The organism is Phytohabitans rumicis (assembly GCF_011764445.1).
Classification (GTDB): Bacteria; Actinomycetota; Actinomycetes; order Mycobacteriales; family Micromonosporaceae; genus Phytohabitans; species Phytohabitans rumicis.
In genome coordinates this window covers 4,914,948-4,936,274 of the sequence record NZ_BLPG01000001.1, presented here as the reverse complement: position 1 = coordinate 4,936,274, position 21,327 = coordinate 4,914,948, and the positions used below count along the sequence as shown (strand labels likewise).

The following is a 21,327-nucleotide window of genomic DNA, read 5'->3' as shown; positions in this document are numbered from 1 at the left end:
GAGCGTAACCCCCCGGGGCCTCACACGAGCGTAGTGAGCGCCAGCCAGCACAGCCGTGATCGCCCCGAGTCGTCTACGGTTGTCACGTGAACTTCGACGCCTACGCCAGGACCGCAGTTGACCTTGTCAACGCGTCGCTGGACGAGCTCGACAGCCTCAGGGGCCTCTTCAACGAGGAGAACTCCTGGATGGCGGCCGAGGTGGTCGAGCGGGATCTGGCCATCTTCCGCCGGGCGCAGAAGCGCCTGCGCGACGTCTTCGAGTTCGGCACCTCCGGCCGCGACGCCGACGCGGTCACCGAGCTCAATACGCTGCTTGAGACGTTTCCGGTCCAGCCGCGGATCTCCGGTCACGACGCCAACGACTGGCACATGCACGTGACCAGCCGGGGCGCCTCGGTCAGCTCCGAATACCTCGCCGGCGCGGTCTGGGGCCTGTCGGTGTGGCTGTGCGAGTACGGCAGCGCCCGGTTCGGCGTGTGCGCCGACGAGCGCTGCGGCAACGTCTACCTGGACACCTCGTCCAACAACTGCCGTCGTTTCTGCTCGGAGCGCTGTGCGACCCGCTCGCACGTGGCGGCCCACCGGGCACGCAAGAAGGAAAAGCTGCTCACAACGGTGTAGCCGGGGTGGGCGTACCCAGGTATTGCCTCGCGAAGGCGAGCGACTCGCGCAGGTCCGCCTCGCGGACCGCGCGGCTGCTCGCCTTGCGCGTGGCCACCTCGACGGCCACCGAGCCGGTGAAGCCGCGGCCCGCCAGCGACGCGAGCAGCTCGCCGCACGGCTGGCCACCCCGCCCCGGCACGAGGTGCTCGTCCCGGCCCTCGCCGGTGCCGTCGCCCAGGTGCACGTGGGCCAGCTGGGACCCCATCGCGTCGGCCATCGCCAGCGGGTCGCTGCGCGACGCCGCGCAGTGCGAAAGATCAAGCGTGTACGCGTCGTAGCCGGTCTCGGTCGGGTCCCAGCCCGGGACGTACGGCACGAACTCCCGGCCGGCCATCCGCACCGGATACATGTTTTCCACCGCGAACCGGACGTCCGGATGCTTGGCCACGAGCCGAGCCAGGCCGGTGCCGAACGTCCGGGCGTAGTCGCGCTGCCAGGTGAACGGCGGGTGCACGACCACCGTCGGCGCGCCGAGCGTCTCGGCCAGCACGGCCGCCCGGCGCAGCCGCTCCCACGGGTCCGAGCTCCACACCCGCTGAGTCACCAGCAGGCACGGCGCGTGCACGGAGAGCACCGGCACCCCGTAGTGCGCGGACAGGCCGCGCAGGGCTCCGGCGTCCTGGCTGACCGCGTCGGTCCAGACCATCACCTCGATGCCGTCGTAGCCCAGGCTGGCGGCCAGCTCGAAGGCCGCCGCCGTCGGCTCGGGAAAGACCGAGGAGCTTGATAGGAGTACGGGCACGCGGGAACTCACACAAACCAGCGTATCGCTAGGCCGGTTCAAGCTGGTCGAGGCGCCTCAGGATGACACCCTCCCGCAGCGCCCACGGGCAGATGTCGAGCGCGTCGATGTCGAGCCGGCGCATGGTCGCCTCGGCCACGATCGCGCCGGCGAGCAACTGGTGGGCGCGGCGGGCGCTGACACCCTCCAAACCGGACAGTTCGCTCGGCGGGATGTGCCGGATGAAGCCCAGCACCTGGCGGAGCCCGTCGCGGTGCAGCCGGCGCGGCGCCCACAGCCCGGCCGCCGAGGGCGCGGCACCGGCCAGCCGGGCCAGCGACCGGAACGTCTTCGACGTGGCGACCGGCCGCTCCCAGCCGTACTCGGACAGTTTCTCCACCGCCGGGTCGAGCATGTCCTCGACGTACTCCCGAAGCTCCTCGACCCGGTGATTCGGCGGCGGCGCGGCGGTGTCGCCGTCCACGTTGAGCCGGTCGCGGGTCAGCCGGCCGGCGCCCAGCGGCAGCGACATGGCCAGGCCAGGGTCCTCGTCGATGCCGGCCGCCAGTTCCAGCGAGCCGCCGCCGATGTCCAGCACCAGCAGCCGGCCGGCGGACCAGCCGAACCAGCGGCGCACGGCGAGGAACGTCATGCGCGCCTCGTCGGCGCCGCTGAGCACCTGAAGACGTACCCCTGTCTCGGCCCGGACCCGCGACAGGACCGCGGCGGAGTTGGTGGCGTCGCGGACCGCGGACGTCGCGAAGGCCAGCAGATCGTCGGTGACCAGCCGCGCGGCGGCGGTCATGGCGTCGGAGGCGGCCTTGACCAGCGAGTCGGCGCCGGTCTTGGTGAGCGCGCCGTCCTTGCCGATCTGCTCGGCGAGGCGGAGCACCGCCTTCTCGGAGTGGGCTGGCCACGGATGGGCGCCGTGATGGGCGTCCACGACCAGCAGGTGCACGGTATTGGAACCAACGTCAAGGACACCCAGCCGCATACTCAAACCATAAGGGGCCAGCGGCGTAAGCTGGCCAGGTGGCAAGCCTGCACGTCCTCGTCGACGACCCCCAGGACCCGCGCAGCAAGGAGGTCGCCCTCGACTTCCCGCGCGAGTGGATCGAATTCGCCGACCCCGAGGACCCGAAACATCTGGTACGCGCCGACCTGACCTGGCTGCTGTCCCGCTGGACCTGCGTGTTCGGCAAGGCGTGCCACGGCATCATCGCCGGCCGCGCGGCCGACGGGTGCTGTTCTCATGGCGCGTTCTTCACCGACGCCGACGACGAAAACCGGGTCAAGGTGGCCGTCAAGCGGCTGACACCGGAGACCTGGCAGCACTACCGCCGCGGCTTCAAGAACTACACCGAGATGGACTCGATCGACGGCACGAGCCCGGCCCGCCGCACCGCCACGCAGGGCGAGGAGGGACCGTGCGTGTTCCTCAACGACGCCGACTTCGCGGGCGGCGGCGGCTGTGCGCTGCACGCGCAGGCGCTGCGCGACGGGGTGCACCCGCTGGAGTACAAGCCGGACGTCTGCTGGCAGCTCCCGGTGCGCCGCGAGCAGGAGTGGACCAAACGGCCCGACGGCACCAAGGTCCTGGTGTCCACGCTGACCGAGTTCGACCGGCGCGGCTGGGGCTCCGGCGGCCACGACCTCGACTGGTGGTGCACGTCCTCCCCGAGGCGCACGTGGGCACCGAGGCGATGTACCTGTCGTACGAGCCGGAGCTGACCGCCCTGATCGGCAAGGCCGCGTACGCCAAGCTGGCCGAGCTGTGCGCGGCCCGGGCCAAGCGCGGGCTGGTGGCCACGCACCCGGCCACGGAGGCCGCTTCGCGATCGAAGAAGAGTCGGTAGGTGCCTTAGGGCTCGAACTTGTAGCCCAGCCCGCGGACCGTGACGATGTAGCGGGGCGCGCTGGGCTCGGGCTCGACCTTGGAGCGCAGCCGCTTCACGTGTACGTCGAGGGTCTTGGTGTCGCCGACGTAGTCCGCGCCCCAGACCCGGTCGATGAGCTGGCCCCGGGTCAACACTCGACCCGCGTTGCGCAGCAGCAACTCCAGCAGCTCGAACTCCTTGAGCGGCAGCTGCACGGCGGCACCGGCGACGGTCACCACGTGGCGCTCCACGTCCATGCGTACCGGCCCGGCGGCCAGCGTGGGCGCGGACAGCTCGACCGCGTCGACGCTCTGCCGCCGCAGCACCGCCCGGATCCGGGCCACCAGCTCGCGCGGTGAGTACGGCTTGGTGACGTAGTCGTCGGCGCCGATCTCCAGACCGACCACCTTGTCGATCTCGCTGTCCCGCGCGGTCACCATGATGATCGGTACGTGCGAGCGCTGGCGAAGCTGGCGACACACCTCGGTGCCCGACATCTCGGGCAGCATCAGGTCGAGCAGCACGATGTCCGCACCGGTGCGGTCGAACTCGGTCAGGGCCGAGGTGCCGGTCGCGGCGACCGAGACCTCGAATCCCTCCTTGCGGAGCATGTAGGACAAGGCGTCGGAGAAAGACTCCTCATCCTCGACCACGAGCACGCGGGCCAACTGACTTTCCTCCTGTTTCCTTCGTCCGGCCTGCCCCGTCAGTTCTGTCGGAGCTCGGCCGGACCGGCCTCGATCTCAACCGACGGCGGTAGCGGCAGAACGGCGTCCGGCGGACGCGCGGGCAGCCGGATGGTGAACGTCGACCCTCCGCCCAGTCTGCTCGACACCTCCACCCGGCCGCCATGGTTGGTCGCGATGTGCTTGACAATCGCCAGGCCAAGACCGGTGCCGCCGGTCGCCCGGGAGCGCGCCTGATCGGCCCGGTAGAACCGCTCGAAGATCCGGTCGAGGTCGCTCGGCCCGATCCCGATGCCCTGGTCGGTCACCGCAATCTCGATCGATTCGTTGTCACCGCGGGTGACGACGTCCACCGTGGTGTCCTCGGCCGAGTAGGCGACCGCGTTCTCCACCAGGTTGGCCACCGCCGTGGCGATCTGGCTGTCACTGCCGTACACGGTCAGGCCGCGCTGGCCTTCGACGTTGACCTCGATGCCGCGGGCGGACGCGGCCGTCCGGGTCCGGTCGATGACCTCCGCGAGCACCCAGTCGACCGAGACCGGTTCGGGCGCCGGCAGCGGCTCGGCGCCCTGCAGCCGGGTGAGCTCCAGCAGCTCGTTGACCAGCCGGCCGAGCCGGGTCGACTCGGTGTGGATCCGCTCGGCGAAGCGCCGGGCGGCCGCCACGTCCTCGGCCGGGTCCGTGGTCACGCTGTCCGGGTCGGTGGCGTCCAGCAGGGCCTCGGCGAGCAGTTGCAGCGCGCCGATCGGGGTCTTCAGCTCGTGGCTGACGTTCGCCACGAAGTCCCGCCGTACCCGGTCGACCCGGTGCGACTCGGTCACGTCGGCGGCTTCGACGGAGACGTAGTTGGCCCCGAGCGCGACCGCGCGCAGGTGCACGCCGAGCGGGGACTGCGGCCCGCCCTCCCGGCCCCGCGGCAGGTCCAGCTCCACCTCACGCCGTACGCCCGTGCGGCGCACCTGGCCGGCGAGCGTGCGCACGAGCGGGTGCGCGGCGATGGTGCCGGGCTGGGCTCCGGCGCGCAGCAGGCCCATCGCCCGTGCGGCCGGGTTCACCAGGACGGGTACGTCGTCCTGGTCGAGCACGATGACGCCGACCCGGAGCGCGTCGAGGCTCTTGCGGCCCATTCCGGGGAGCGAGCCTTGTTGATCATTGGCGATGGCGGGCCTCCCTTGGTCGTGAACGCCTGTCGCCCCTCCTATCGAGGGCATCAAGCGACCCAGGGTCGCGAACCTCGTCCATGCCACGACGCGATCGTAGGGTCATTGTTAACCCAGTTGATTCGCAGAATAGGACAAACCCGGCTCGCGTCCAAGAGTGTTCACCCTGCGGCCTAACGTCGTTAACGCCATGGAGCGTCTGTCACCTAACATCGACGCGATGCGTGATGACCTGAAGGCCGACCTTCTGGAGGTAGGCCGCTTACTGGTGTCGATGGCCGAGGCGGTCCGTACGGCCATGCGCAACGCCACGGATGCCCTGCTCGCCGCCGATCGGGAGGCGTGCGAGGGGGTCATCGCGCGCGACCAGGAGATCAACGAAATGCACCGGCAGGTCGACGAGCGGGTCTACGAGACGCTCGCCCGGCAGGCCCCGGTCGCCACCGACCTGCGGCTCGTGATCACGGGTATCCAGATCGCCGCCGACCTGGAGCGCATGGGCGACCTGGCCGAGCACGTCGCGAAGACCGCGCTGCGCCGGTACCCGGCCCTCGCCGTGCCGCCGGAGCTGCGCGAGGTGATCACCTCGATGGCCGCCGTCGCGGACCGGATCGCGGGAAAGGTCGGCCTGGTGCTGACCACGCAGAACGAAACGCTCGCCGCCGAGCTGGAGTCCGACGACGACGCGATGGACGAGCTCCAGCGGCAGCTCTTCCGCATCCTGCTGGGCAAGGATTGGCCGTACGGCGCGGAGGCGGCGATCGACGGAGCACTGCTCGGCCGGTGGTACGAGCGGTTCGCCGACCACGCGGTGAACGCCGGCAACCAGGTGGTCTACCTGGTCACCGGCGAGTCGGCGTAGGAGCGGCTACCGGCCCTGGTTGGCGACCGCGGCGGCGGCTTCCTTGGCCGCGTCCGGGTCGAGGTAGGTGCCGCCGGGCGTGACCGGGCGCAGGGCGGCGTCCAGGTCGTACCGCAGCGGGATGCCGGTCGGGATGTTGAGCTTGGCGATCGCCTCGTCGGAGACGCCGTCGAGGTGCTTGACCAGCGCCCGCAGCGAGTTGCCGTGCGCGGCCACCAGCACGGTGCGGCCGGCCAGCAGGTCCGGCACGATCGCGTCGTACCAGTACGGCAGGGACCGCTCCAGCACGTCCTTGAGGCACTCGGTGCGCGGCATCAGCTCGGGCGGGAGCGTGGCGTAGCGCGGGTCGCCCACCTGGGACCACTCGTCGTCGTCGGCGATGGGCGGGGGCGGCGTGTCGTACGACCGGCGCCAGAGCATGAACTGCTCCTCGCCGTACGTCTCGAGGGTCTGCTTCTTGTTCTTGCCCTGCAGGGCGCCGTAGTGCCGCTCGTTGAGCCGCCACGACCGCAGCACGGGGATCCAGTGCCGGTCGGCCGCGTTCAGCGCCAGCTCGCTGGTGCGGATGGCGCGCCGCAGCACGCTGGTGTGCACCACGTCCGGCAGCAGGTCGTGCTCGCGCAGCAACTCGCCGCCGCGCCGGGCCTCAGCCTCGCCCTTGGCGGTCAGGTCGACGTCGACCCAGCCGGTGAAGAGATTCTTCGCGTTCCACTCGCTCTCACCGTGCCGTAGCAGCACCAACGTCCCCAGAGTCATGCCCGCCATCCTGCCACCGTGACGCCCACCACGTGGAAAACGGGATGCACGGCTCCCATCCTCCGGACTAGGTTGTAAGGCACCGTACGTCTAGCGGCCGTTACGGTTTCGGGGGAGGACACGACGTGCGTCGCTGGTTTCAGGACACCACCGGCGGGCTGCCCGCCACCTTCTGGTACCTGTGGACCGGGACGCTGATCAACCGTCTCGGCTCGTTCGTCCTGATCTTCCTGGCAATCTATCTGACCACCGAGCGCGGCTTCTCGCAGACCGAGGCCGGCCTGGTCATCGGCCTCTTCGGGGCCGGCAGCGCCGCGGGCGTCACGATCGGCGGCGTGCTCGCCGACCGCTGGGGACGCCGGCCCACGCTGCTGACCGCCCATCTCGGCACGGCCACCATGCTGCTCGTGCTGGGCTTCGCCGAAGACCGGTGGACGATCACCCTCGGCGCCGTGGTGCTCGGCCTCTTCATGGACGGGGCACGGCCGGCGTTCCAGGCGATGATGGTCGACGTCGTGCCCGCGCAGGACCGCCTGCGCGCGTTCTCGCTCAACTACTGGGCGATCAACCTGGGCTTCGCGTTCGCCGCGGTCCTGGCCGGATTCGCCGCGCAGGCCAACTTCATGCTGCTCTTCGTGGTCGACGCGACCACCACACTGGTGACCGCGACCATCATCTTCCTCAAGGTGCGCGAGACCCGCCGGCCGCAGGGCTTCGCCCGCCAGCGCGACGCCACCGTCCCCGCCGCCGGCCTGCGCACCGTCTTCGCCGACCGGGTCTTCGTCGCCTTCGTGCTGCTCAACCTGCTGAACGCCGTGGTGTTCCTGCAACACATCTCGATGCTCCCGATCGCCATGGAGCAGGACGGGCTCTCCCCGTCCACGTTCGGCATGGTGCTCGCCCTCAACGGCGTCCTGATCGTGGCCGGGCAGCTCTTCATCCCGCGGTTGATCAAGGGGCGAAGCCGGTCACACACGCTCGCGCTGGCCTCCCTCATCACCGGGCTCGGCTTCGGACTCACCGCCGGGCCGACGTCGCCTGGCTGTACGCGGTGACCGTGCTGGTCTGGACGATGGGCGAAATGCTCACCTCCCCGTCGAACGCCACCCTGATCGCCGAGCTGTCCCCGAGCGCCGCACGCGGCCGCTACCAGGGCGTGTTCTCGCTCTCCTGGTCGGCGGCGGCGTTCCTGGCGCCAATCGCGGGCGGCTTCGTCATGGAGTACGTCGGCGACGCCGCCCTCTGGGTGAGCTGTGCCGTGGTCGGCGCGGTGATAGCGGTCGGCCACCTGCTGTCCGGCCCAGCCCGCGAACGCAGGGCACTGGCCCTCCGCGAGCCCGCCCCCGAGCCCACGCCTCTCGGGGCTCACGCCTGAGCCACCACGCCGTCCGCGAGCAGCTCCTCGGCGTCCGGTACGTCCCACTCGGCCAGTACGGCCCTGGTGTGCTCGCCGGGGACCGGCGGTGGGAGGGCGGGCGGGCCGGGCGGGGTGGCCGAGAAGCGGGGCGCGGCCGCGGGCTGCCGTACGCCGTACTCGTCGACGAAGACCCCGCGGGCGCGCAGGTGCGGGTCGTCGGGCGCCTCGGCCAGCGACAGCACCGGCGCGACGCAGCCATCCCCGTCCGCGAACACCGACGCCCACTCGTCCCGCGTACGGGTGGCGATGCGGGCCGCGATCAACTCCCGGAGCCGGGGCCAGGATGGGACGTCGAGCTGGGCCGGGGCCGTTTCCGGGTCGAGCCCTACGCGCCGTACGAACTCCGCGTAGAACCGGGACTCCAGCGGCCCGACGGCGACGTGGCGACCGTCGGCCGTCTCGTAGACGCCGTAGTACGGGGCGCCGCCGTCGAGCAGGTTGGCGCCCCGCCGGTCCTGCCACAGTCCACTGTGGAACAGACCGTACAGCTGGGTGGCGAGCAGGGCGGCACCGTCGACGATCGCCGCGTCGACCACCTGGCCGGCTCCGGTGCGTTCGGCCCGCCACAGCGCGGCCAGCACGCCGGCGACGAGCAGCATCCCGCCGCCGCCGTAGTCACCGAGCAGGTTGACCGGCGGCACCGGAGCGCCCTGCGCCGGCCCGATCGCGTGCAGCACCCCGGTCCGGGCCAGGTACGTCACGTCGTGCCCGGCCGTGTGCGCCAGCGGGCCGTCCTGGCCCCAGCCGGTCATGCGGCCGTACACCAACTTGGGGTTGACCGCGTGGACCTGCGCCGGGCCGATGCCCAGGCGCTCGGCGACGCCCGGACGGAAGCCCTCGATGAGCACCGCGGCCCGGGTGGCGAGCGTACGGACGAGCGCGGCGCCGCGCGGTTGCTTGAGGTCGACGGCGATCGAGCGCTTGCCCCGCCCCTGGAGGTCGTCGCGCGGCCCGAGGGGCAGGCCGGGCACGGCGCTGGTGCCCGGACGGTCGACGCGAACCACGTCGGCGCCCAGGTCGGCGAGCACCATGCCGGCGAAGGGAGCCGGCCCGATGCCGGCGATCTCGATCACGGTGAGCCCGTCGAGCGGTCCAGTCATGGAAGCCACCCTAGGTGAGGGGACGCGACGGCCCGATCCCGTAGATCTAGATATTCAGGGCTACCGCGACGCCCGCCGCGCTACAGACCGCTGCTCCCGCGGCCTCACCCGCCGCGACCCACACCCAAACCCCCGCCCGCGCGACTCTCAACCCGACACACCCCCAGCGATCTTGGTATCCCGCTGCCCCAGCGGGGCACTCGGATACCAAGGTCCTTTGGGCAACGTCCGTGCGTCGGGCATGCACGCCGCCGTCTCACCAGGGGCGGCACCCACCCTTGCCTCGTCGATCAAGGAATTCGCCGTCGATCAAGGGCAAATGGTCATGGTTTGGAGATCAAAGCACGACCATTTGCCCTTGGGCATGGACTGAATTTGTAACATCGATGTATGGGAAACGATGACGCAGGTCAGACGGGACAGCAGCCGGAGATCGACCTCTACGCGCGGATCAGTTACGCGATCACGGGTGATTTGATCAAGACGGATGATCAGATCGAGATGGGTCGGGAGGATGTTGAGGCGCGGGGCGGCCGGGTGGGCAGGGTGTTCCGGGATGATTCGTTGTCGGCGTGGAAGCCGAACGTGGTCCGTAAGGACTGGGAGCTGATGATGCATCGGTTGGAGTCGGGTGCGTCGGCTGGTGTGTGGGTGTTGGATTTGACGCGGTTTTCGCGGAAGGTGCGCGAGGGTGAGCGGCTGGTCGAGGCGGCGCAGAGTGGTGCGCGGGTGTGGTCTGCGGCGGGTGAGTACAACTTGCAGACGGCGGATGGGCGGCGGCATTTTCGTGAGGCGATGGTCGCGGCGGCCGGCGAGTCGGACAAGATTTCCGAGCGGGTCAAGCGGGGCAAGGTCCGCCGCGCACGGAAGGGCAAGACCCCCGGGGTCAGCGCGGGTACGCGATGCCGGGCTATGAGCCGAAACCAGACGGGTGGGAACCCGGCGACCCCCGCACCCCGATTCCCGCGCATGTAGTGGAGGCGGAACGGGAGATCGTGCGGGAGTGCTACCGCCGGTTGTTGGCCGGGGACTCTGGGGGCTCGGTAGCGCGGGACTTGAACGCACGCGGGTCGCGCGGGTTGCAAGGCAAGGCATGGACGCTCACGACGTTGCTGCAAATGCTGCGCCGCCCCGCCGTCGCCGGGTTGCTGGCCCACAACGGGGAAATCGTCGGGAAGGTGGCCGGGGTGGAGCCGATCGTGTCCGAAGAGGAATGGGCACGGCTCAACGCGCTGGTGGACTCCCGGCGCCGGGGACGTCCGCCCGGCCGGGTGCACCCGTTCTCCGGACTCATCTTCTGTGAGTGTGGGCAGAAGATGTTCGGCCGTCCGCGTAAGTCCACGGCGGGCCCTTATGAGGATGGGTCGCCGCGTCGGGAGTACCGGTGCCGTCCGACGTTCACGGGTGCGGGCTGCGGCGGCCGGAACCACATCGATGCCCGCGTCTTGGAGACGGCGATCCGGACTGCGGTGAAGGAAGCGTTGGCGGATCCGGATCTGGCGGAGCGGATCGCGGCGCGTGCGGCGAGGGTGAAGGGGGAGCGGGACCGGATCGAGGAGGAGTTGGCCGATTTGGAGCAGATGGGGCGCAACCTGGCTGGGAAGACCGCCAGGTGGGGTGAGGAGCGCGTGGATGCGGCGATGGAGCCGATCCTGTTGCGGGAGCAGGTGTTGAAGGCGGAGTTGGCGACGTTGGAGAAGCCGGAGACCCGCGCGGGCGCGGCAGAGGACGTCGCGCGGGACTATGACACGGCGGAAGCTACCGGGGATTTCGACACCATGCGGTCGATGTTCTTGACGGCGTTCCCGCACATGGTGCTCACCATGCCGATCGGGTGGAACGACCACCGGACGGAACGGTTCCTCTGGGACGGCAAGCCGAAGACCGCCGCAAAAGCAGGGTGACAGGCACGGGTCGGGCGCCCCCACCGGATGGTGGGGGCGCCCGTTTTCGTGCACGGTGCGAGTCATGGTCGGGGTTCCTGTCGTCGCTGTCGTTGTTGCTGTTCGGTGCGGCGTTGCCGCGCGTTGCGGATGATGTCCGCGATTCTGTCTGCCTGTTCGTCGGTTAGCGGCGGCATCGCGCGGACCGCCGCGCGAATGCGTTCGATCGCTTCATCGGACAACGGCCCGGGATCGGGTTTCGTGGTTGTGTCGTTGGTGGTTCCTTTCGGTCGGGAATTCTTCTTGCGGGGTGGAATGGTGTTCTCACCCCCTTTCCGTCAATTTCGGTTGGATAGCCGTGTGGGGGAGGGTTGGGGGAGCGCGCGCGGCTCCCGTGTCGCCGCGCGCACGCCTGCCTGTGGTTACGGTGCGTGAGTTGTGTCGCTGTCTCGTCTCGCGGCCCGATGAGTCCCTATAACGGGTGCAGGCGCGCGAGACAGTGAGACAACGAGACAGTGAGACAGTTACGTTACGTAGGGTCGGGTGGGTTGGTGGTCGTGGTGGCCCGCCAGTGTCCCCAGGTGACCTGGTGGGCGTGCCCGGCGTCGGAGAGTTGCTTCAACCGCCGGTAAACCCACACCCGGGGTTTCTCGGTCACGGCCACGAGTTCCGGCACCGTCACGCCTTCCTCAGGCGCGTTCCTCAGCGCCTCCAGAAGGACCCGTTCCGGAGTGGGCGGCCGGTCGATGACCGCCACATCAGCCGGGGTAGCGAACGTTTCGGCGGTTGGCGGTTCGGTGCCCGAATCCGTCACCAGATAGGTGTCGGGGTCGAATTCGGATGGCATGTCGGCGTTGGTGTGTGGGCTGTATTCGCCGTACTCGCCGACGATGCTGTTGATGTCGCGAAGGGTGATGTAGTAGGCGCGCGCCGGTCGGGGTACCTGGAATTGCGGTTCTCGGGCGCTGACGAGGAACTTCCCGGGCAGGTCAAGCTTGTGGGCGTTCCACCCGGCCGCCAGCATCCCGTCCCCCAAAATCAGGGTGACGTCACGGCGTTCCCGGACCCGTAGACAGATACGGATGTCCATTTGTGAGCGGACAGCGTTATGGGTCATGGCTTTCTGTGTGGGCCGTTGGGTGGCTATCAACAGGTTGACGGCGACGGCCCGGCCCAACCGTGCGATGGTGTCCGCGTGCGGGTGCGCCTCGTCGGGCAGCTCCACGTACTCATCGATCACGATGACCAGGGCGGGTCGGTCCGGGGTGGGTTCCCACACCCGTTCGCCCCGAGCGACTTGTTCGGCTTCCCGTAGCTGGATTTCCTCTACAGCGGCGGTCAGGAACGCGACCGCCTTGGCGGGGGTGGTGGCGAACCGTGCCATGCACGGCGCCCACGGCGCCAACTCCATGCCGCCCTTCAAATCGATGCCCCAAATCGCGACGTCCGGACACTGGGCGAGGTAGGCCAACGCCACATTGAGGACGCCGGACTTACCGGAGTCGGTGACGCCACCGACAAGGCCGTTGCGGCGCAGCAACGGCACCCGCACAACGCTGCCGTCGTCAAACAGGCCGAGCGGGATCGGGTGGTGGATGGACGCGCTCCCCGGCTCGGGCCGCACATAGGCGATCGCGTCCGCGTGCGGGTCTTTGTCGAGTACCCGCAGATACGCCCGGTCGGCGCGGTGCGGGTCCGGCTCGGCGCGTGCCGCACCGGGCGCGACGCCAAGCCCGGACTCGATGGCCGGGATGGCGTTGACGACCTGGGCAGCGGTTTGCCCGCGCGGCAACGCGATCCGGGCCCTCCACCCCCACTCATCCCCCAACGCCGAGACGACCCGCGATCCGGTGAGCCCGGCAGCGTCGGCCACTATCGGCCAGCCGTCAAGGATCCGTTCAATCCGTACTTTCGCCCGACGGCGGCGGTGCGCCCACCACGGGACGGCGCAGATGAGCACGCCGACCAGGGCCAGGACCGGCAACGGCTTTGCGGTCGGCCCGGCCACGGTCGCGACCGCCAGCCAGCCACCGCCGAGCAGCACGCACACGGCGATGTAAGCGCGTTCCGCCGCCCGCCCCAACCACGGCCAGCCCACGCGACGCCAGCGGCGCGGGAACGCCGCCAGGATGGCCACCACGGCGACGGTTGACACCGTGACGGGCAGCCACCAACCGGGGTGATGGGTGTGTGTCCACTGTGCACACCAGACGATCACCCCGGCGACCGCGAAGGGTGCGAGTTCGGAGCGGTAGCGGAACGCGGCACGGGCCAGGGTGCCGATCACGGTGCCGATCGCGGCGAGGATCGCCCCGACCACCATCCCCGTGATGGTGCGATCGTCATACCAGAAGTAGGGATGCTGCCGGTACCGGCGGCGGTAGCGCATCAGGCACCACCCCCACGCCGGTCGGTGTGCAGCGGATGTTCGGGCGGGGTTCGGGCAGCTCGTCCCGCAGATACACCAGCGGGTCTGCCTCCCCGTCCGCGTGCGCGCCGAGCGCGGCCCGGCACGCGGCCACCAAATCGGCGTACGCCCGCCGGACGGCGGCAAGCCTGGATTGCAGGCGCCGAATCTGCGCACGCAACTCCGCTACGGATTCGGTCTCGGGGTTTGGGATGGTTGGGTTCACCTCGCAGTGTTCGATCGGGTCGGTTGGATTGTTGGACAGGTAGACCACCTCCTGTAAGAGGGCGGACAGTCCCCACACCCGCTATCTGTTCGGGGTGTCAGGTGCCGCAGTTTGTTTGTTGCCGCCGGACACGAGACGTGTTCGGACGTGTGAGGGTTCGGGGAAAGGGTGCCGCAGCAGGGCAGCACATTCCCAACAAGGGACAAACGAGGGAATACGGGTTTAGGGGCTAGATGCGGATGTTCACTGCGGTGTGAACGTCGCGGTTATCGGGTCGGGAATGTCGATACGGCAGACCTTCCATCCGCCGATCGTGGCCGGCTCAAATTCGACATTCCATGTTTCCGTGATCGTGTCCGCCCGCATCCGGAACGGGCCGGGCGTGCCGGTATGCGTCGCGGACTCTAATGTCACCGCGTATTGGATGGTCGCGGTATCGCTGTCGATAGCGTCCGGATAGGGTGGGGCAACCGTGTTCCCGTCCACCAGGGTTTGCCCGTGGTCCCACCGAAGGGTGAAAGACAATTGGTAGCTACGGTTCCACTCCCACCATTTGGTGAATGCCTGTTTCGGTTGCGAGTCACACAGCTGGTTGTCGAACCCTGATTCGTCGTAGTCCCCGGCGTAAAAGTCGGCGTCCGGGCCGGACGGGCAATCCGCCCGTACGACGTGGGCGCCGTTGTTGTGGTACGGGTGATCGGCCAGGCACGAGTTAGCCGACAGTGCGGTAAACGCGGCCCACGGTGTCGGCTGTCCTTTCCAGCCGAAACCGTTCGTGGAATCCCAGGTGACCGCGAGGATCCCGGCGACATTCGCCGCGACCACCACACCCAACGCGGCAAGGTAGACAATCGCCCGCCGTGCCACCCCCGGCGCCCGTAGAAACCAGACGGTCAACCACGCCAACCCGGTCAGAGTGAGCGCACCCCACGCGATGTACCACGCCGACCACGCGCCATTCCACCAGAACGGCACCGCCGCATAGGCAGCCACGTGCGGCGCCTGCGTCAAAACGACGCGCACCGGTCCGGGGCGGGTGCGCCACGCCCACACCGAGGCCACCACGTGCCCGACCGCGACCAGCACGAGCACCAGCGCGAGCGCCGCGAACGCATCGAGACCGGACCCGGTGGACGGTTCGGAGATCAACCCCAGCCGCGACGCCACCAGGTACACCCCGGCCGCGCCGAGTCCACACATGCCGAGCACGGCGGCCAGACACCCGAACGCGACACCCGTTGCCACGTCCCGCCCCGACCGACCCCCACCCGTGCCCGGACCATTCGCCCCCGTCGAATCCATGCCGATCAACGTACGCCGCCGTCCGGCGTCACCGCATCGACAGCAGGCGCTACCGCATCCCCATCGGTGGGGGTGTCTACGGTGGCGGGTCCTTTGAGTAGACCGGCATCGGCCAGCAACCGCCGCGCCCGATCCGGGCCCGTGCCGAGAGCTTTCGCGGCCCGGCGTACCGGTACCGTCCCGTCCCGGTCGCGGCGGACTGTTTCCAGCACGGCCAGTAGCGCCGCATCAGTACGCTTCGCCGTGCCCGTATCCGCTGCTGTTCTGTCCCGTCCGGCGTGGGTACGGGCCCGGTGGGTGGACCGGCCATCCAGGTTCGGTGTTGGGGCGCCCGCCGGCGCCACCGGTGCCCGCATCACGCGCACCGCCCTGCCCGCGACCAGGGCACCGGTGGCCATCACCATCAGCCCGTCCACGGCGAGGGGTCCGAGCGTGGCGGTCACGGCGTCTTCGCCGTAGAAGGTCAACAGGCCCGACAGGTGCCGGTAGGACACCACGGCGGCGATCACCGCGACCGGCAGCAACCCACCGACCCGCAGCAGCAGCCACCGCCAGCCGGACGGCCACGAGATACGCGCGAACATTTCCACCGCGACCAGCAGCAGTAGCGGCCAAAACACCGCGCTGACCAAGGCGCCCGGCTCCGGTGCCCAACCGGGTAGCGCGTCCTTCGGCGGTACCTGGGCGTGGGCCACGTTCGCCGCGATGGACACGGCACCGCCGAGCATCACACCCGCGTACGCCCACCCCGCCCCGACCGGCCGCCGCGTTCGGGGCTCACGGGTCCACCTCATCGCGGAGCGCGGCCATGGCGTCGACCGGTTCCAGGCAGTGCAGCCGTACCGGCCCGCCGCGCCAGGTACCGGTGACGTTGGTCAACTGGCACAGCACCCCGTCGATACCGATGTACGGCTGAGAGCGCCACGGGTACACCGACAGCCCCAACCGGTCCGCCCACACCCGCAAATCGACGTGGGTGGCCAGATCGACGGCCAGCCCGAACCGTACCGACACCTCCACGGCTAGGGGGTCCGGCAACCCGCGCACGATCACGTCGGCCGTGTTGAACAGCACCGCCGGAATCGACGGCCCCACCTCCTCAGTACGTGTGTGTCCGCTCAGGTTGGTCAAGTGCTCACCTCCATCCGATCCAGGTACGCCCTACGACGCACCCACCGGGCACGCGCCCGGCACTTCACACACCGTTTGCCCGGTTCCGCGACGGCTCCACAGCCGCAGCGTGGACCGGACAGCCCCAACGGGCGATCTCTCAGCAGTCCCACCACCTCTTCCGCTCTGATCAACGGCCAACGTTGGCCGTTGCTCGTTGACAGAGTACGGCCAACGTTGTACGTTTCGCAACAGGGAAGACCCCGTCTTCGCCGAACCAACCGTTGGGGCATGCCCACCAACACACGCTGAGCAGCACAAACCCCGCCCACAAAATTCGGGCAAGATATTTTTAAGGGGGTGGCTTGATGCCACGGACTCCGCCGCAGATCACCGAACCGGTGACCCGACAGCGACAGGTCGCTGACTACCTACGAGACGGGATCCTGTCCGGCGACTTCCCCGCCGGGCAGCCGCTGCCCTCGGAGGAACGCCTGGCCGACCTGTTCGGCGTGTCCCGGCACGTGATCCGCCAAGCCGTCACCACCCTCGTCGGCGAAGGGCTGCTGATCGTGCGCCGCCCGCACGGCACCATCGTCCGCGACCCGCACGCCCGCCCTGCCCACCTCGACCACCGCGGCCTGACCCTCGCGGACGGCCACCACACCGAGACCGAACCCGTCACCTGGCAGGACATCGACCCGCCCGCGTTCGTCCGCGCCGACGCCACCGCCGCACAGGCAGACCTGTTCAACATCCCACCGGGACAGCCGATGCTCACCCGCGACGTGCTCCAGCAAGCCAACGGGCTACGCCGCTCGGTGCGGCTGCACATGCCCTTCTCGGTTGCCGCCGACCTCGACACCCCGTGGCTGGACGACCCGCACCTACCCGAACCCGTCCAGGTCTACGACTGGTTCCACAGCCACGGACACCCGCTCACCTTCACCGAGTACGTCCGCGCCCGCATGCCCGTCGGGGACGAAACCACCGCCCTACGCATAACCCCCGGCACCCCGCTGCTCGTCATCGCCCGCACCGCCACCACGGCCGGCCGCGTCGTGACACTGGAACAGACCCGAATCCCCGGCGACCAAACAGAACTGGCCTACCCACTCACCACCACCAGCCCGGCCGCACCCGCCAGCAAACCCGCCACCCGCACCCGCCGCACCACCCGCTAACCGGGACATCGGCACGCCGGGGGTGTGGGCGCGTTCCCAACCGCTACCCTCCCGGTAAGCCGCGCACGCAAACGGATTCCCTCCAGCGCGGCCCGATGCCCGCCCGCTTCCCCCGTAGCGGGCGGGCATCCTGCACCCTCCGCCAGACCTCCGACGCCGCGCAGCCCGCTACGCAGCGTATGGTGCCCGACCCGGGGCCGGTACCGCGCTGGCCGGTTGCAGGCGTGCCTGAGCCAACACGGCCGCCAGCAGCTCCGCCAGTTCCGGCGAAACACAGCCCAGCTCGACCACCCCGACACCCCACACACGACCTCGGCCCGCACCGCCGTCCGGCCCTCGATACCCCACGCCCGCAACTCGGCGCGCAGCACCTCGGCCGCCCGGTGCGCATCGGTCCAGCCGCGCACGTACGGGACGCCGTCGGCCAGCGCATACGCCGGGCCGGTCTCGTCCTCGAACGACGGTGCATCCCCGTCGACCACCCGCAGCAACCCTCCCCATCCGGGATCCTGCCGGGGCTCACCTCCGCGTTGCCGGACTGTGGCAACACGTGTACCCCGGTACCATCCGTACCGGGGTTTCGGCCCCAAGCCGGACCACCCCGAACTCTTGCGGGGAACGGGTGGTCCGGCCTGCCTTTCTGGTGTGGACGGTCGATCCCGTCCGCAGTTACGCGTCGGTTATCTCGTTGTCCTTGACGTTGTCGGCGATGAACCCGTCGAACTTGATCTGGTAGCCGTCACCGGTCTTGCCGATGATCCGTCCCTTGGCACCGCGCCATGCGGCGCCGTTGCTGCGTTGGATCGTGGTCACGGCGACTTGGACGGTGTCGCCCACGCTCGGCATGCTCGTGAACCTCCTCGTTTCGGGGGTGGGGGCGTCATGTGGCGGACTTCCAGCCCGCGTCCGGATGTCATGGCGCCGTGGTGGCGAGCGCGGCTGTACCGGTGGGCCGGTCGGCGGGTCGGGTGAGGTTGCGCAGCAGGGTGTGGGAGTCGGTCGGGGTGAGCGCGGCGTTCCAGAGTTGCTGGTGGGCTGCCGTGTACCGGTCGGCGTGGACGGACTCCACGATGAGTTGCCCGCCGAGGTGGTCGATGAACGCGACCGGAGGCATGCCGGTACGCATGTGCAGCACCATGTACGGGCCGTGCACCCCGGCATGGGCGTCGGCGGAGGTGGGCAGCACGCGGACCGTGACCGGGACGTCGCGGCGTAGCGGCTGCCGGTACAGGTGTTCCAGTTGGGCGGCCAAAACCTGTGCGCCGCCGATTGGCCGGTGTAGGACGTGTTCGGCGATCAACACCTCGACGGGTGCGGGTCGTCCGGCCGTGAGCAGGCGTTGCCGGTCGATCAGCCGGTCGACCGCCGCGTCGATGGACAGCCGGGCATCGGCGTGCGGTCCGTGGACATGTGCGGCGGCGGCGTGGGCGTAGGCGCGGGTCTGGAACAGTTCCGGTACCAGGGTGTCGGCGTAGAGGCAGACCCGTTCAGCCCGGCCGTATATCCAGCCGATCGGCGGGGGCGGCAAGTCGACCACGCCGAACGGACGCACCCGCAGCGGCGGGCCAGTGGTAACGGCGGGGTCCAGCCGCCACCAGTTGATACACCCGCTGTGTTCGGCCAAGCCGGTGACCTCGGCCCGGGTCTGCTCGTCGTGCACGGCGTACACGTTCAGCAGCCAGGCCGCGTGATCAGGGCGGAACGCCCACTCGCTGCGTTCGTACCGGGCCAGGGTGCTCATATCCACACCCACGTACGCGGCAACCTCCCTGAGCGCGAGACCGCGTTCCTCGCGCAGTTCCCGCATCAGGTGTCCGAGCCACTGGCCGCGCAGGGTGGGCACGAACGTCATGCGTTTGGTCGGCATGGTCCCGGCGACGCCCTTTCCTAGAGGTTGACATGGGTTTGGTGGATCGGCGCGGCGGCCCGTGTAGGGCCGACTGCCGTGCGCATGTCGTGGTGTGCGCGCGGCTGGTCAGGTGCGTGGGTGTGGCCGGACGCCCGGACAGCGGCAGGCGATTGCCGTTGTTGCGGGGGGATCGGGTGTCCGGCCACGGTCAGGGGTGCCGGCAGTTGCGGCGTACTGGGGTGCGCCCTTCCAGCCATCCTCGTCGCGGGGCGGGGTGTAGATGTCGCGCAGGATCGCGTCCAGAACGTGTGGGGGAGGCACCGCGTGCGGGTCGATTCCCCACCGGGCGCGCAGTTCCCTCCGCGCCCGCCACGTCCGCGCGGCGAAAACCCAGTCAGCCAGCCGATCCGCGACTGCGGCCAGCTTCGACACCACAGCGGTCACCGCCCTACCTCCTCCGGTGCCTGGCCCTGCACCGACCGGCGAACCGTGTACCCCGGGGGATCGACAGCGGCGTGTGTGGTGTCGTGGGGTGCGGTGGTCTGGATGCTCTCCGTGCCCTCCCGTCGCGCACCATCGGCCACATCGCGGGTCCCGCGTCTGGGAGGAAGAACGGTGACGGGTCTCGGTCCTGGTAGCCCTCCCGCGCAAACAGGTGGCGCGCGGCGCGGGTGGTGGCGACCACATAGGACGGCAGGTTCATGGCGTCCAACTCGTGGTGCCGGTAGCGCAGCAGTCGGGTGCCGAGGCCGTAGCCTTGCCGGTCTGGGCGCACGCCTATCCCAGACAGGCAGAAATGCTTGGTACGCGGTTGGTGCGCGACCGTGATGTCGTCCAGCAGGACTATCCGGTCTGCGTACGGGCCGGACACGCTGTTGACCAGTGCCCGCCACCGGGCTTCCGCTTGCGCATCGCTGAGTACATGGTCGGCGTAGTCGTCCCAGACCGCGACCGCGCACACCTCTGCGTCGATGTCGGCGACGTCCACATAGGTGGCGTCGTCCGCGAGGATGGCCGGGAACATAGCCGCGCTGTACCGCCGGTACACCGTCTCCCGCTCGTCCCGATCCGCGATGAGCCATACGGCGTCGGGGGTGTCCAGGCACGCCGTCACCATCACCTCGGTGATCTGGTCAAGGTCCTCATAGGTGGCCGCTCGAAGCGTCGGCACACCGGTCCGCAACGGCCGTCCGGGGCTGCTGCCGGGTGCGGCGGGCTGGGTCACCGTTGGGCCTCCACGCCCGTGTTAGCACCGGCCTTCGGTGGCGATGCCGGGTATGGGATGGGGGTGCACGGCGGGGCGATGAACCGCCAACTGCCGTCCGCCTGCCGGCTGGCCTTCACGTCGATGTTGGTCAGTGCGGGCAGAATCGCAGCGGACACCTTGTGGAGGTGGGTGGCGTCCTGCCCTGCCGGGCCGTACGCGTGCCAGACCTGCTGGCCGTCGCTGGCGCGGTGGCTGTAGATCACCGTCATCCGGACCGGGTCAGCGCCCCGCATTTGCAGCCGCACATCGGTCGGAGCCAGCACACCGGCAGGCGGCACCGCACAGGCCGGCAACATGTTGACGGCTGCCGACGCGGACACCACAGGTGATGCGGCGGGTGCCGCCGCTGCTCGTGTCGGCCCGGAAGCCGCCCGACCGTCACGGACGATGACCGTCACGCCGAACGCGACCAGCACGACAAGAGTCAAGGCGGTCAGCACTCGTACCGGCCAGCGCCGCATCGGCCCCGCCGGCACAACCGCGAACGGGTCCGCGCTGTCGCTGGGTGTGGCAAGGATCCGTTGCAGGATCTCCGCCTGCACCTGCCGATCCGGGCCCGGCTCACGCGCGATCAACGGCGCGAACTGCCGACGCAGATCCCGCCAGGCCCGATCCGTCTTCAAATCGAACCGATCCCGCACCCGGTTAACCGCGCGGCGGACTCTGGCCATGATCACGTTGCTCCCCTGACTTCTCAACAGATTCAGCTCCCCGGTTCGGTGCCCCGCCGTGGGTTGACCGGCCACGCCGGCCCACCCCTCGGTGACGGGGTCTGGTCGATGCATCCGACAAGGCGGCGAACAGATGAACCGTCCGGCCACGTGGATATCCAATCCACGAACCGTGCCTGCAACT

General features: G+C 69.6%; 20 protein-coding genes and 2 pseudogenes. 7 read left to right on the top strand and 15 right to left on the bottom strand.

Features of this window, described 5'->3' with window-relative positions; genetic code table 11:
• The first annotated feature begins 86 nt into the window (after nucleotides 1–86).
• Nucleotides 87–623 (top strand): CGNR zinc finger domain-containing protein, encoded by a 537-nt coding sequence (locus Prum_RS22225; protein ID WP_173078263.1) that lies wholly within the window; start codon nucleotides 87–89, stop codon nucleotides 621–623.
• On the opposite strand, the gene Prum_RS22220 is transcribed toward Prum_RS22225, so the two are convergent.
• On the bottom strand, nucleotides 610–1,419 hold the full coding sequence (locus Prum_RS22220; RefSeq protein WP_173078262.1) for a sugar phosphate isomerase/epimerase family protein: 810 nt from the start codon (nucleotides 1,417–1,419) through the stop codon (nucleotides 610–612). The two genes, Prum_RS22225 and Prum_RS22220, sit on opposite strands and share 14 nt — an antisense overlap.
• Nucleotides 1,420–1,435: 16 nt before the next feature.
• The gene (locus tag Prum_RS22215; protein ID WP_173078261.1) at nucleotides 1,436–2,380 is read right to left on the bottom strand and encodes a Ppx/GppA phosphatase family protein; all 945 of its coding nucleotides are present in this window, start codon (nucleotides 2,378–2,380) and stop codon (nucleotides 1,436–1,438) included.
• Between the two features lie 38 nt (nucleotides 2,381–2,418).
• Between Prum_RS22215 and Prum_RS22210 the strand changes: the two are divergent.
• A pseudogene (locus Prum_RS22210) lies at nucleotides 2,419–3,242 on the top strand (DUF3109 family protein).
• A gap of 5 nt (nucleotides 3,243–3,247) precedes the next feature.
• Here Prum_RS22210 and Prum_RS22205 read toward each other — a convergent pair.
• Complete coding sequence (locus Prum_RS22205) at nucleotides 3,248–3,931, bottom strand: response regulator (protein WP_173078260.1); 684 nt, start codon at nucleotides 3,929–3,931, stop codon at nucleotides 3,248–3,250.
• Between the two features lie 38 nt (nucleotides 3,932–3,969).
• Nucleotides 3,970–5,160: a sensor histidine kinase gene (locus Prum_RS22200; protein WP_173084028.1), complete on the bottom strand. Its 1,191-nt coding sequence runs from the start codon at nucleotides 5,158–5,160 to the stop codon at nucleotides 3,970–3,972.
• Nucleotides 5,161–5,329: 169 nt separating this feature from the next.
• Between Prum_RS22200 and phoU the strand changes: the two genes are divergently transcribed.
• Nucleotides 5,330–5,971 (top strand): phosphate signaling complex protein PhoU, encoded by a 642-nt coding sequence (gene phoU, locus Prum_RS22195; RefSeq protein WP_173078259.1) that lies wholly within the window; start codon nucleotides 5,330–5,332, stop codon nucleotides 5,969–5,971.
• Between the two features lie 6 nt (nucleotides 5,972–5,977).
• On the opposite strand, the gene Prum_RS22190 is transcribed toward phoU, so the two are convergent.
• The gene (locus Prum_RS22190; protein ID WP_173078258.1) at nucleotides 5,978–6,736 is read right to left on the bottom strand and encodes a phosphoglyceromutase; all 759 of its coding nucleotides are present in this window, start codon (nucleotides 6,734–6,736) and stop codon (nucleotides 5,978–5,980) included.
• A 116-nt stretch (nucleotides 6,737–6,852) separates the two neighbouring features.
• On the opposite strand from Prum_RS22190, the pseudogene Prum_RS22185 reads away from it, so the two are divergent.
• Nucleotides 6,853–8,102: pseudogene (locus Prum_RS22185) on the top strand (MDR family MFS transporter).
• On the opposite strand, the gene Prum_RS22180 reads toward Prum_RS22185, so the two are convergent.
• Nucleotides 8,093–9,244 (bottom strand): CaiB/BaiF CoA transferase family protein, encoded by a 1,152-nt coding sequence (locus tag Prum_RS22180; protein WP_173078257.1) that lies wholly within the window; start codon nucleotides 9,242–9,244, stop codon nucleotides 8,093–8,095. The pseudogene Prum_RS22185 and the gene Prum_RS22180 overlap by 10 nt on opposite strands.
• Before the next feature lie 390 nt (nucleotides 9,245–9,634).
• On the opposite strand from Prum_RS22180, the gene Prum_RS22175 reads away from it, so the two are divergent.
• Complete coding sequence (locus Prum_RS22175; protein ID WP_173078256.1) at nucleotides 9,635–10,219, top strand: recombinase family protein; 585 nt, start codon at nucleotides 9,635–9,637, stop codon at nucleotides 10,217–10,219.
• Nucleotides 10,219–11,148 carry a recombinase family protein gene (locus Prum_RS22170; RefSeq protein WP_173078255.1) on the top strand — a complete coding sequence of 310 codons (930 nt, stop codon included), beginning with the start codon at nucleotides 10,219–10,221 and terminating at the stop codon, nucleotides 11,146–11,148. The genes Prum_RS22175 and Prum_RS22170 overlap by 1 nt, the downstream gene beginning before the upstream one ends.
• A gap of 508 nt (nucleotides 11,149–11,656) precedes the next feature.
• On the opposite strand, the gene Prum_RS22165 is transcribed toward Prum_RS22170, so the two are convergent.
• The 5 genes from Prum_RS22165 to Prum_RS22145 all read right to left on the bottom strand — a co-directional run bounded on the left by Prum_RS22165 (nucleotide 11,657) and on the right by Prum_RS22145 (nucleotide 16,193).
• Nucleotides 11,657–13,264: an FtsK/SpoIIIE domain-containing protein gene (locus Prum_RS22165; protein ID WP_173078254.1), complete on the bottom strand. Its 1,608-nt coding sequence runs from the start codon at nucleotides 13,262–13,264 to the stop codon at nucleotides 11,657–11,659.
• A 205-nt stretch (nucleotides 13,265–13,469) separates the two neighbouring features.
• A complete protein-coding gene (locus Prum_RS22160) occupies nucleotides 13,470–13,808 on the bottom strand; it encodes a hypothetical protein (protein ID WP_173078253.1) in 339 nt (112 codons plus the stop codon).
• A gap of 195 nt (nucleotides 13,809–14,003) precedes the next feature.
• Entirely contained in the window at nucleotides 14,004–15,005 is a 1,002-nt protein-coding gene (locus Prum_RS22155; protein WP_173078252.1) for a hypothetical protein, read from the bottom strand.
• Between the two features lie 62 nt (nucleotides 15,006–15,067).
• Nucleotides 15,068–15,790 (bottom strand): DUF2637 domain-containing protein, encoded by a 723-nt coding sequence (locus Prum_RS22150; RefSeq protein WP_173078251.1) that lies wholly within the window; start codon nucleotides 15,788–15,790, stop codon nucleotides 15,068–15,070.
• Between the two features lie 49 nt (nucleotides 15,791–15,839).
• A complete protein-coding gene (locus tag Prum_RS22145) occupies nucleotides 15,840–16,193 on the bottom strand; it encodes a hypothetical protein (RefSeq protein WP_246278030.1) in 354 nt (117 codons plus the stop codon).
• Nucleotides 16,194–16,540: 347 nt separating this feature from the next.
• On the opposite strand from Prum_RS22145, the gene Prum_RS22140 reads away from it, so the two are divergent.
• Nucleotides 16,541–17,356 (top strand): GntR family transcriptional regulator, encoded by an 816-nt coding sequence (locus tag Prum_RS22140; protein WP_173078250.1) that lies wholly within the window; start codon nucleotides 16,541–16,543, stop codon nucleotides 17,354–17,356.
• 669 nt (nucleotides 17,357–18,025) lie between these two features.
• Here the strand turns inward: Prum_RS22140 and Prum_RS22135 are convergent.
• The 4 genes from Prum_RS22135 to Prum_RS22120 form a co-directional block, all read right to left on the bottom strand.
• Nucleotides 18,026–18,202, bottom strand: a complete 177-nt coding sequence (locus tag Prum_RS22135; protein ID WP_173078249.1) for a hypothetical protein — start codon at nucleotides 18,200–18,202, stop codon at nucleotides 18,026–18,028.
• Between the two features lie 67 nt (nucleotides 18,203–18,269).
• A complete protein-coding gene (locus Prum_RS22130; protein ID WP_218577305.1) occupies nucleotides 18,270–19,208 on the bottom strand; it encodes a helix-turn-helix domain-containing protein in 939 nt (312 codons plus the stop codon).
• Between the two features lie 445 nt (nucleotides 19,209–19,653).
• Nucleotides 19,654–20,430, bottom strand: coding sequence for a GNAT family N-acetyltransferase (locus tag Prum_RS22125; protein WP_173078247.1), 777 nt, complete (start codon nucleotides 20,428–20,430; stop codon nucleotides 19,654–19,656).
• Nucleotides 20,427–21,218 carry a hypothetical protein gene (locus Prum_RS22120; RefSeq protein WP_173078246.1) on the bottom strand — a complete coding sequence of 264 codons (792 nt, stop codon included), beginning with the start codon at nucleotides 21,216–21,218 and terminating at the stop codon, nucleotides 20,427–20,429. The genes Prum_RS22125 and Prum_RS22120 overlap by 4 nt, the downstream gene beginning before the upstream one ends.
• Between the last annotated feature and the right edge of the window lie 109 nt (nucleotides 21,219–21,327).

Bases quoted from the DNA above. Each gene is read 5' to 3' on its own strand.
- Prum_RS22150 (WP_173078251.1), bottom strand. From the start codon at position 15,790: ATGCTCGGCGGTGCCGTGTCCATCGCGGCGAACGTGGCCCACGCCCAG.
- Prum_RS22175 (WP_173078256.1), top strand. From the start codon at position 9,635: ATGGGAAACGATGACGCAGGTCAGACGGGACAGCAGCCGGAGATCGAC.
- phoU (WP_173078259.1), top strand. From the start codon at position 5,330: ATGCGTGATGACCTGAAGGCCGACCTTCTGGAGGTAGGCCGCTTACTG.
- Prum_RS22180 (WP_173078257.1), bottom strand. From the start codon at position 9,244: ATGACTGGACCGCTCGACGGGCTCACCGTGATCGAGATCGCCGGCATC.
- Prum_RS22135 (WP_173078249.1), bottom strand. From the start codon at position 18,202: ATGCCGAGCGTGGGCGACACCGTCCAAGTCGCCGTGACCACGATCCAA.
- Prum_RS22215 (WP_173078261.1), bottom strand. From the start codon at position 2,380: ATGCGGCTGGGTGTCCTTGACGTTGGTTCCAATACCGTGCACCTGCTG.
- Prum_RS22140 (WP_173078250.1), top strand. From the start codon at position 16,541: ATGCCACGGACTCCGCCGCAGATCACCGAACCGGTGACCCGACAGCGA.
- Prum_RS22190 (WP_173078258.1), bottom strand. From the start codon at position 6,736: ATGGCGGGCATGACTCTGGGGACGTTGGTGCTGCTACGGCACGGTGAG.
- Prum_RS22200 (WP_173084028.1), bottom strand. From the start codon at position 5,160: ATGCCCTCGATAGGAGGGGCGACAGGCGTTCACGACCAAGGGAGGCCC.
- Prum_RS22130 (WP_218577305.1), bottom strand. From the start codon at position 19,208: ATGACGTTCGTGCCCACCCTGCGCGGCCAGTGGCTCGGACACCTGATG.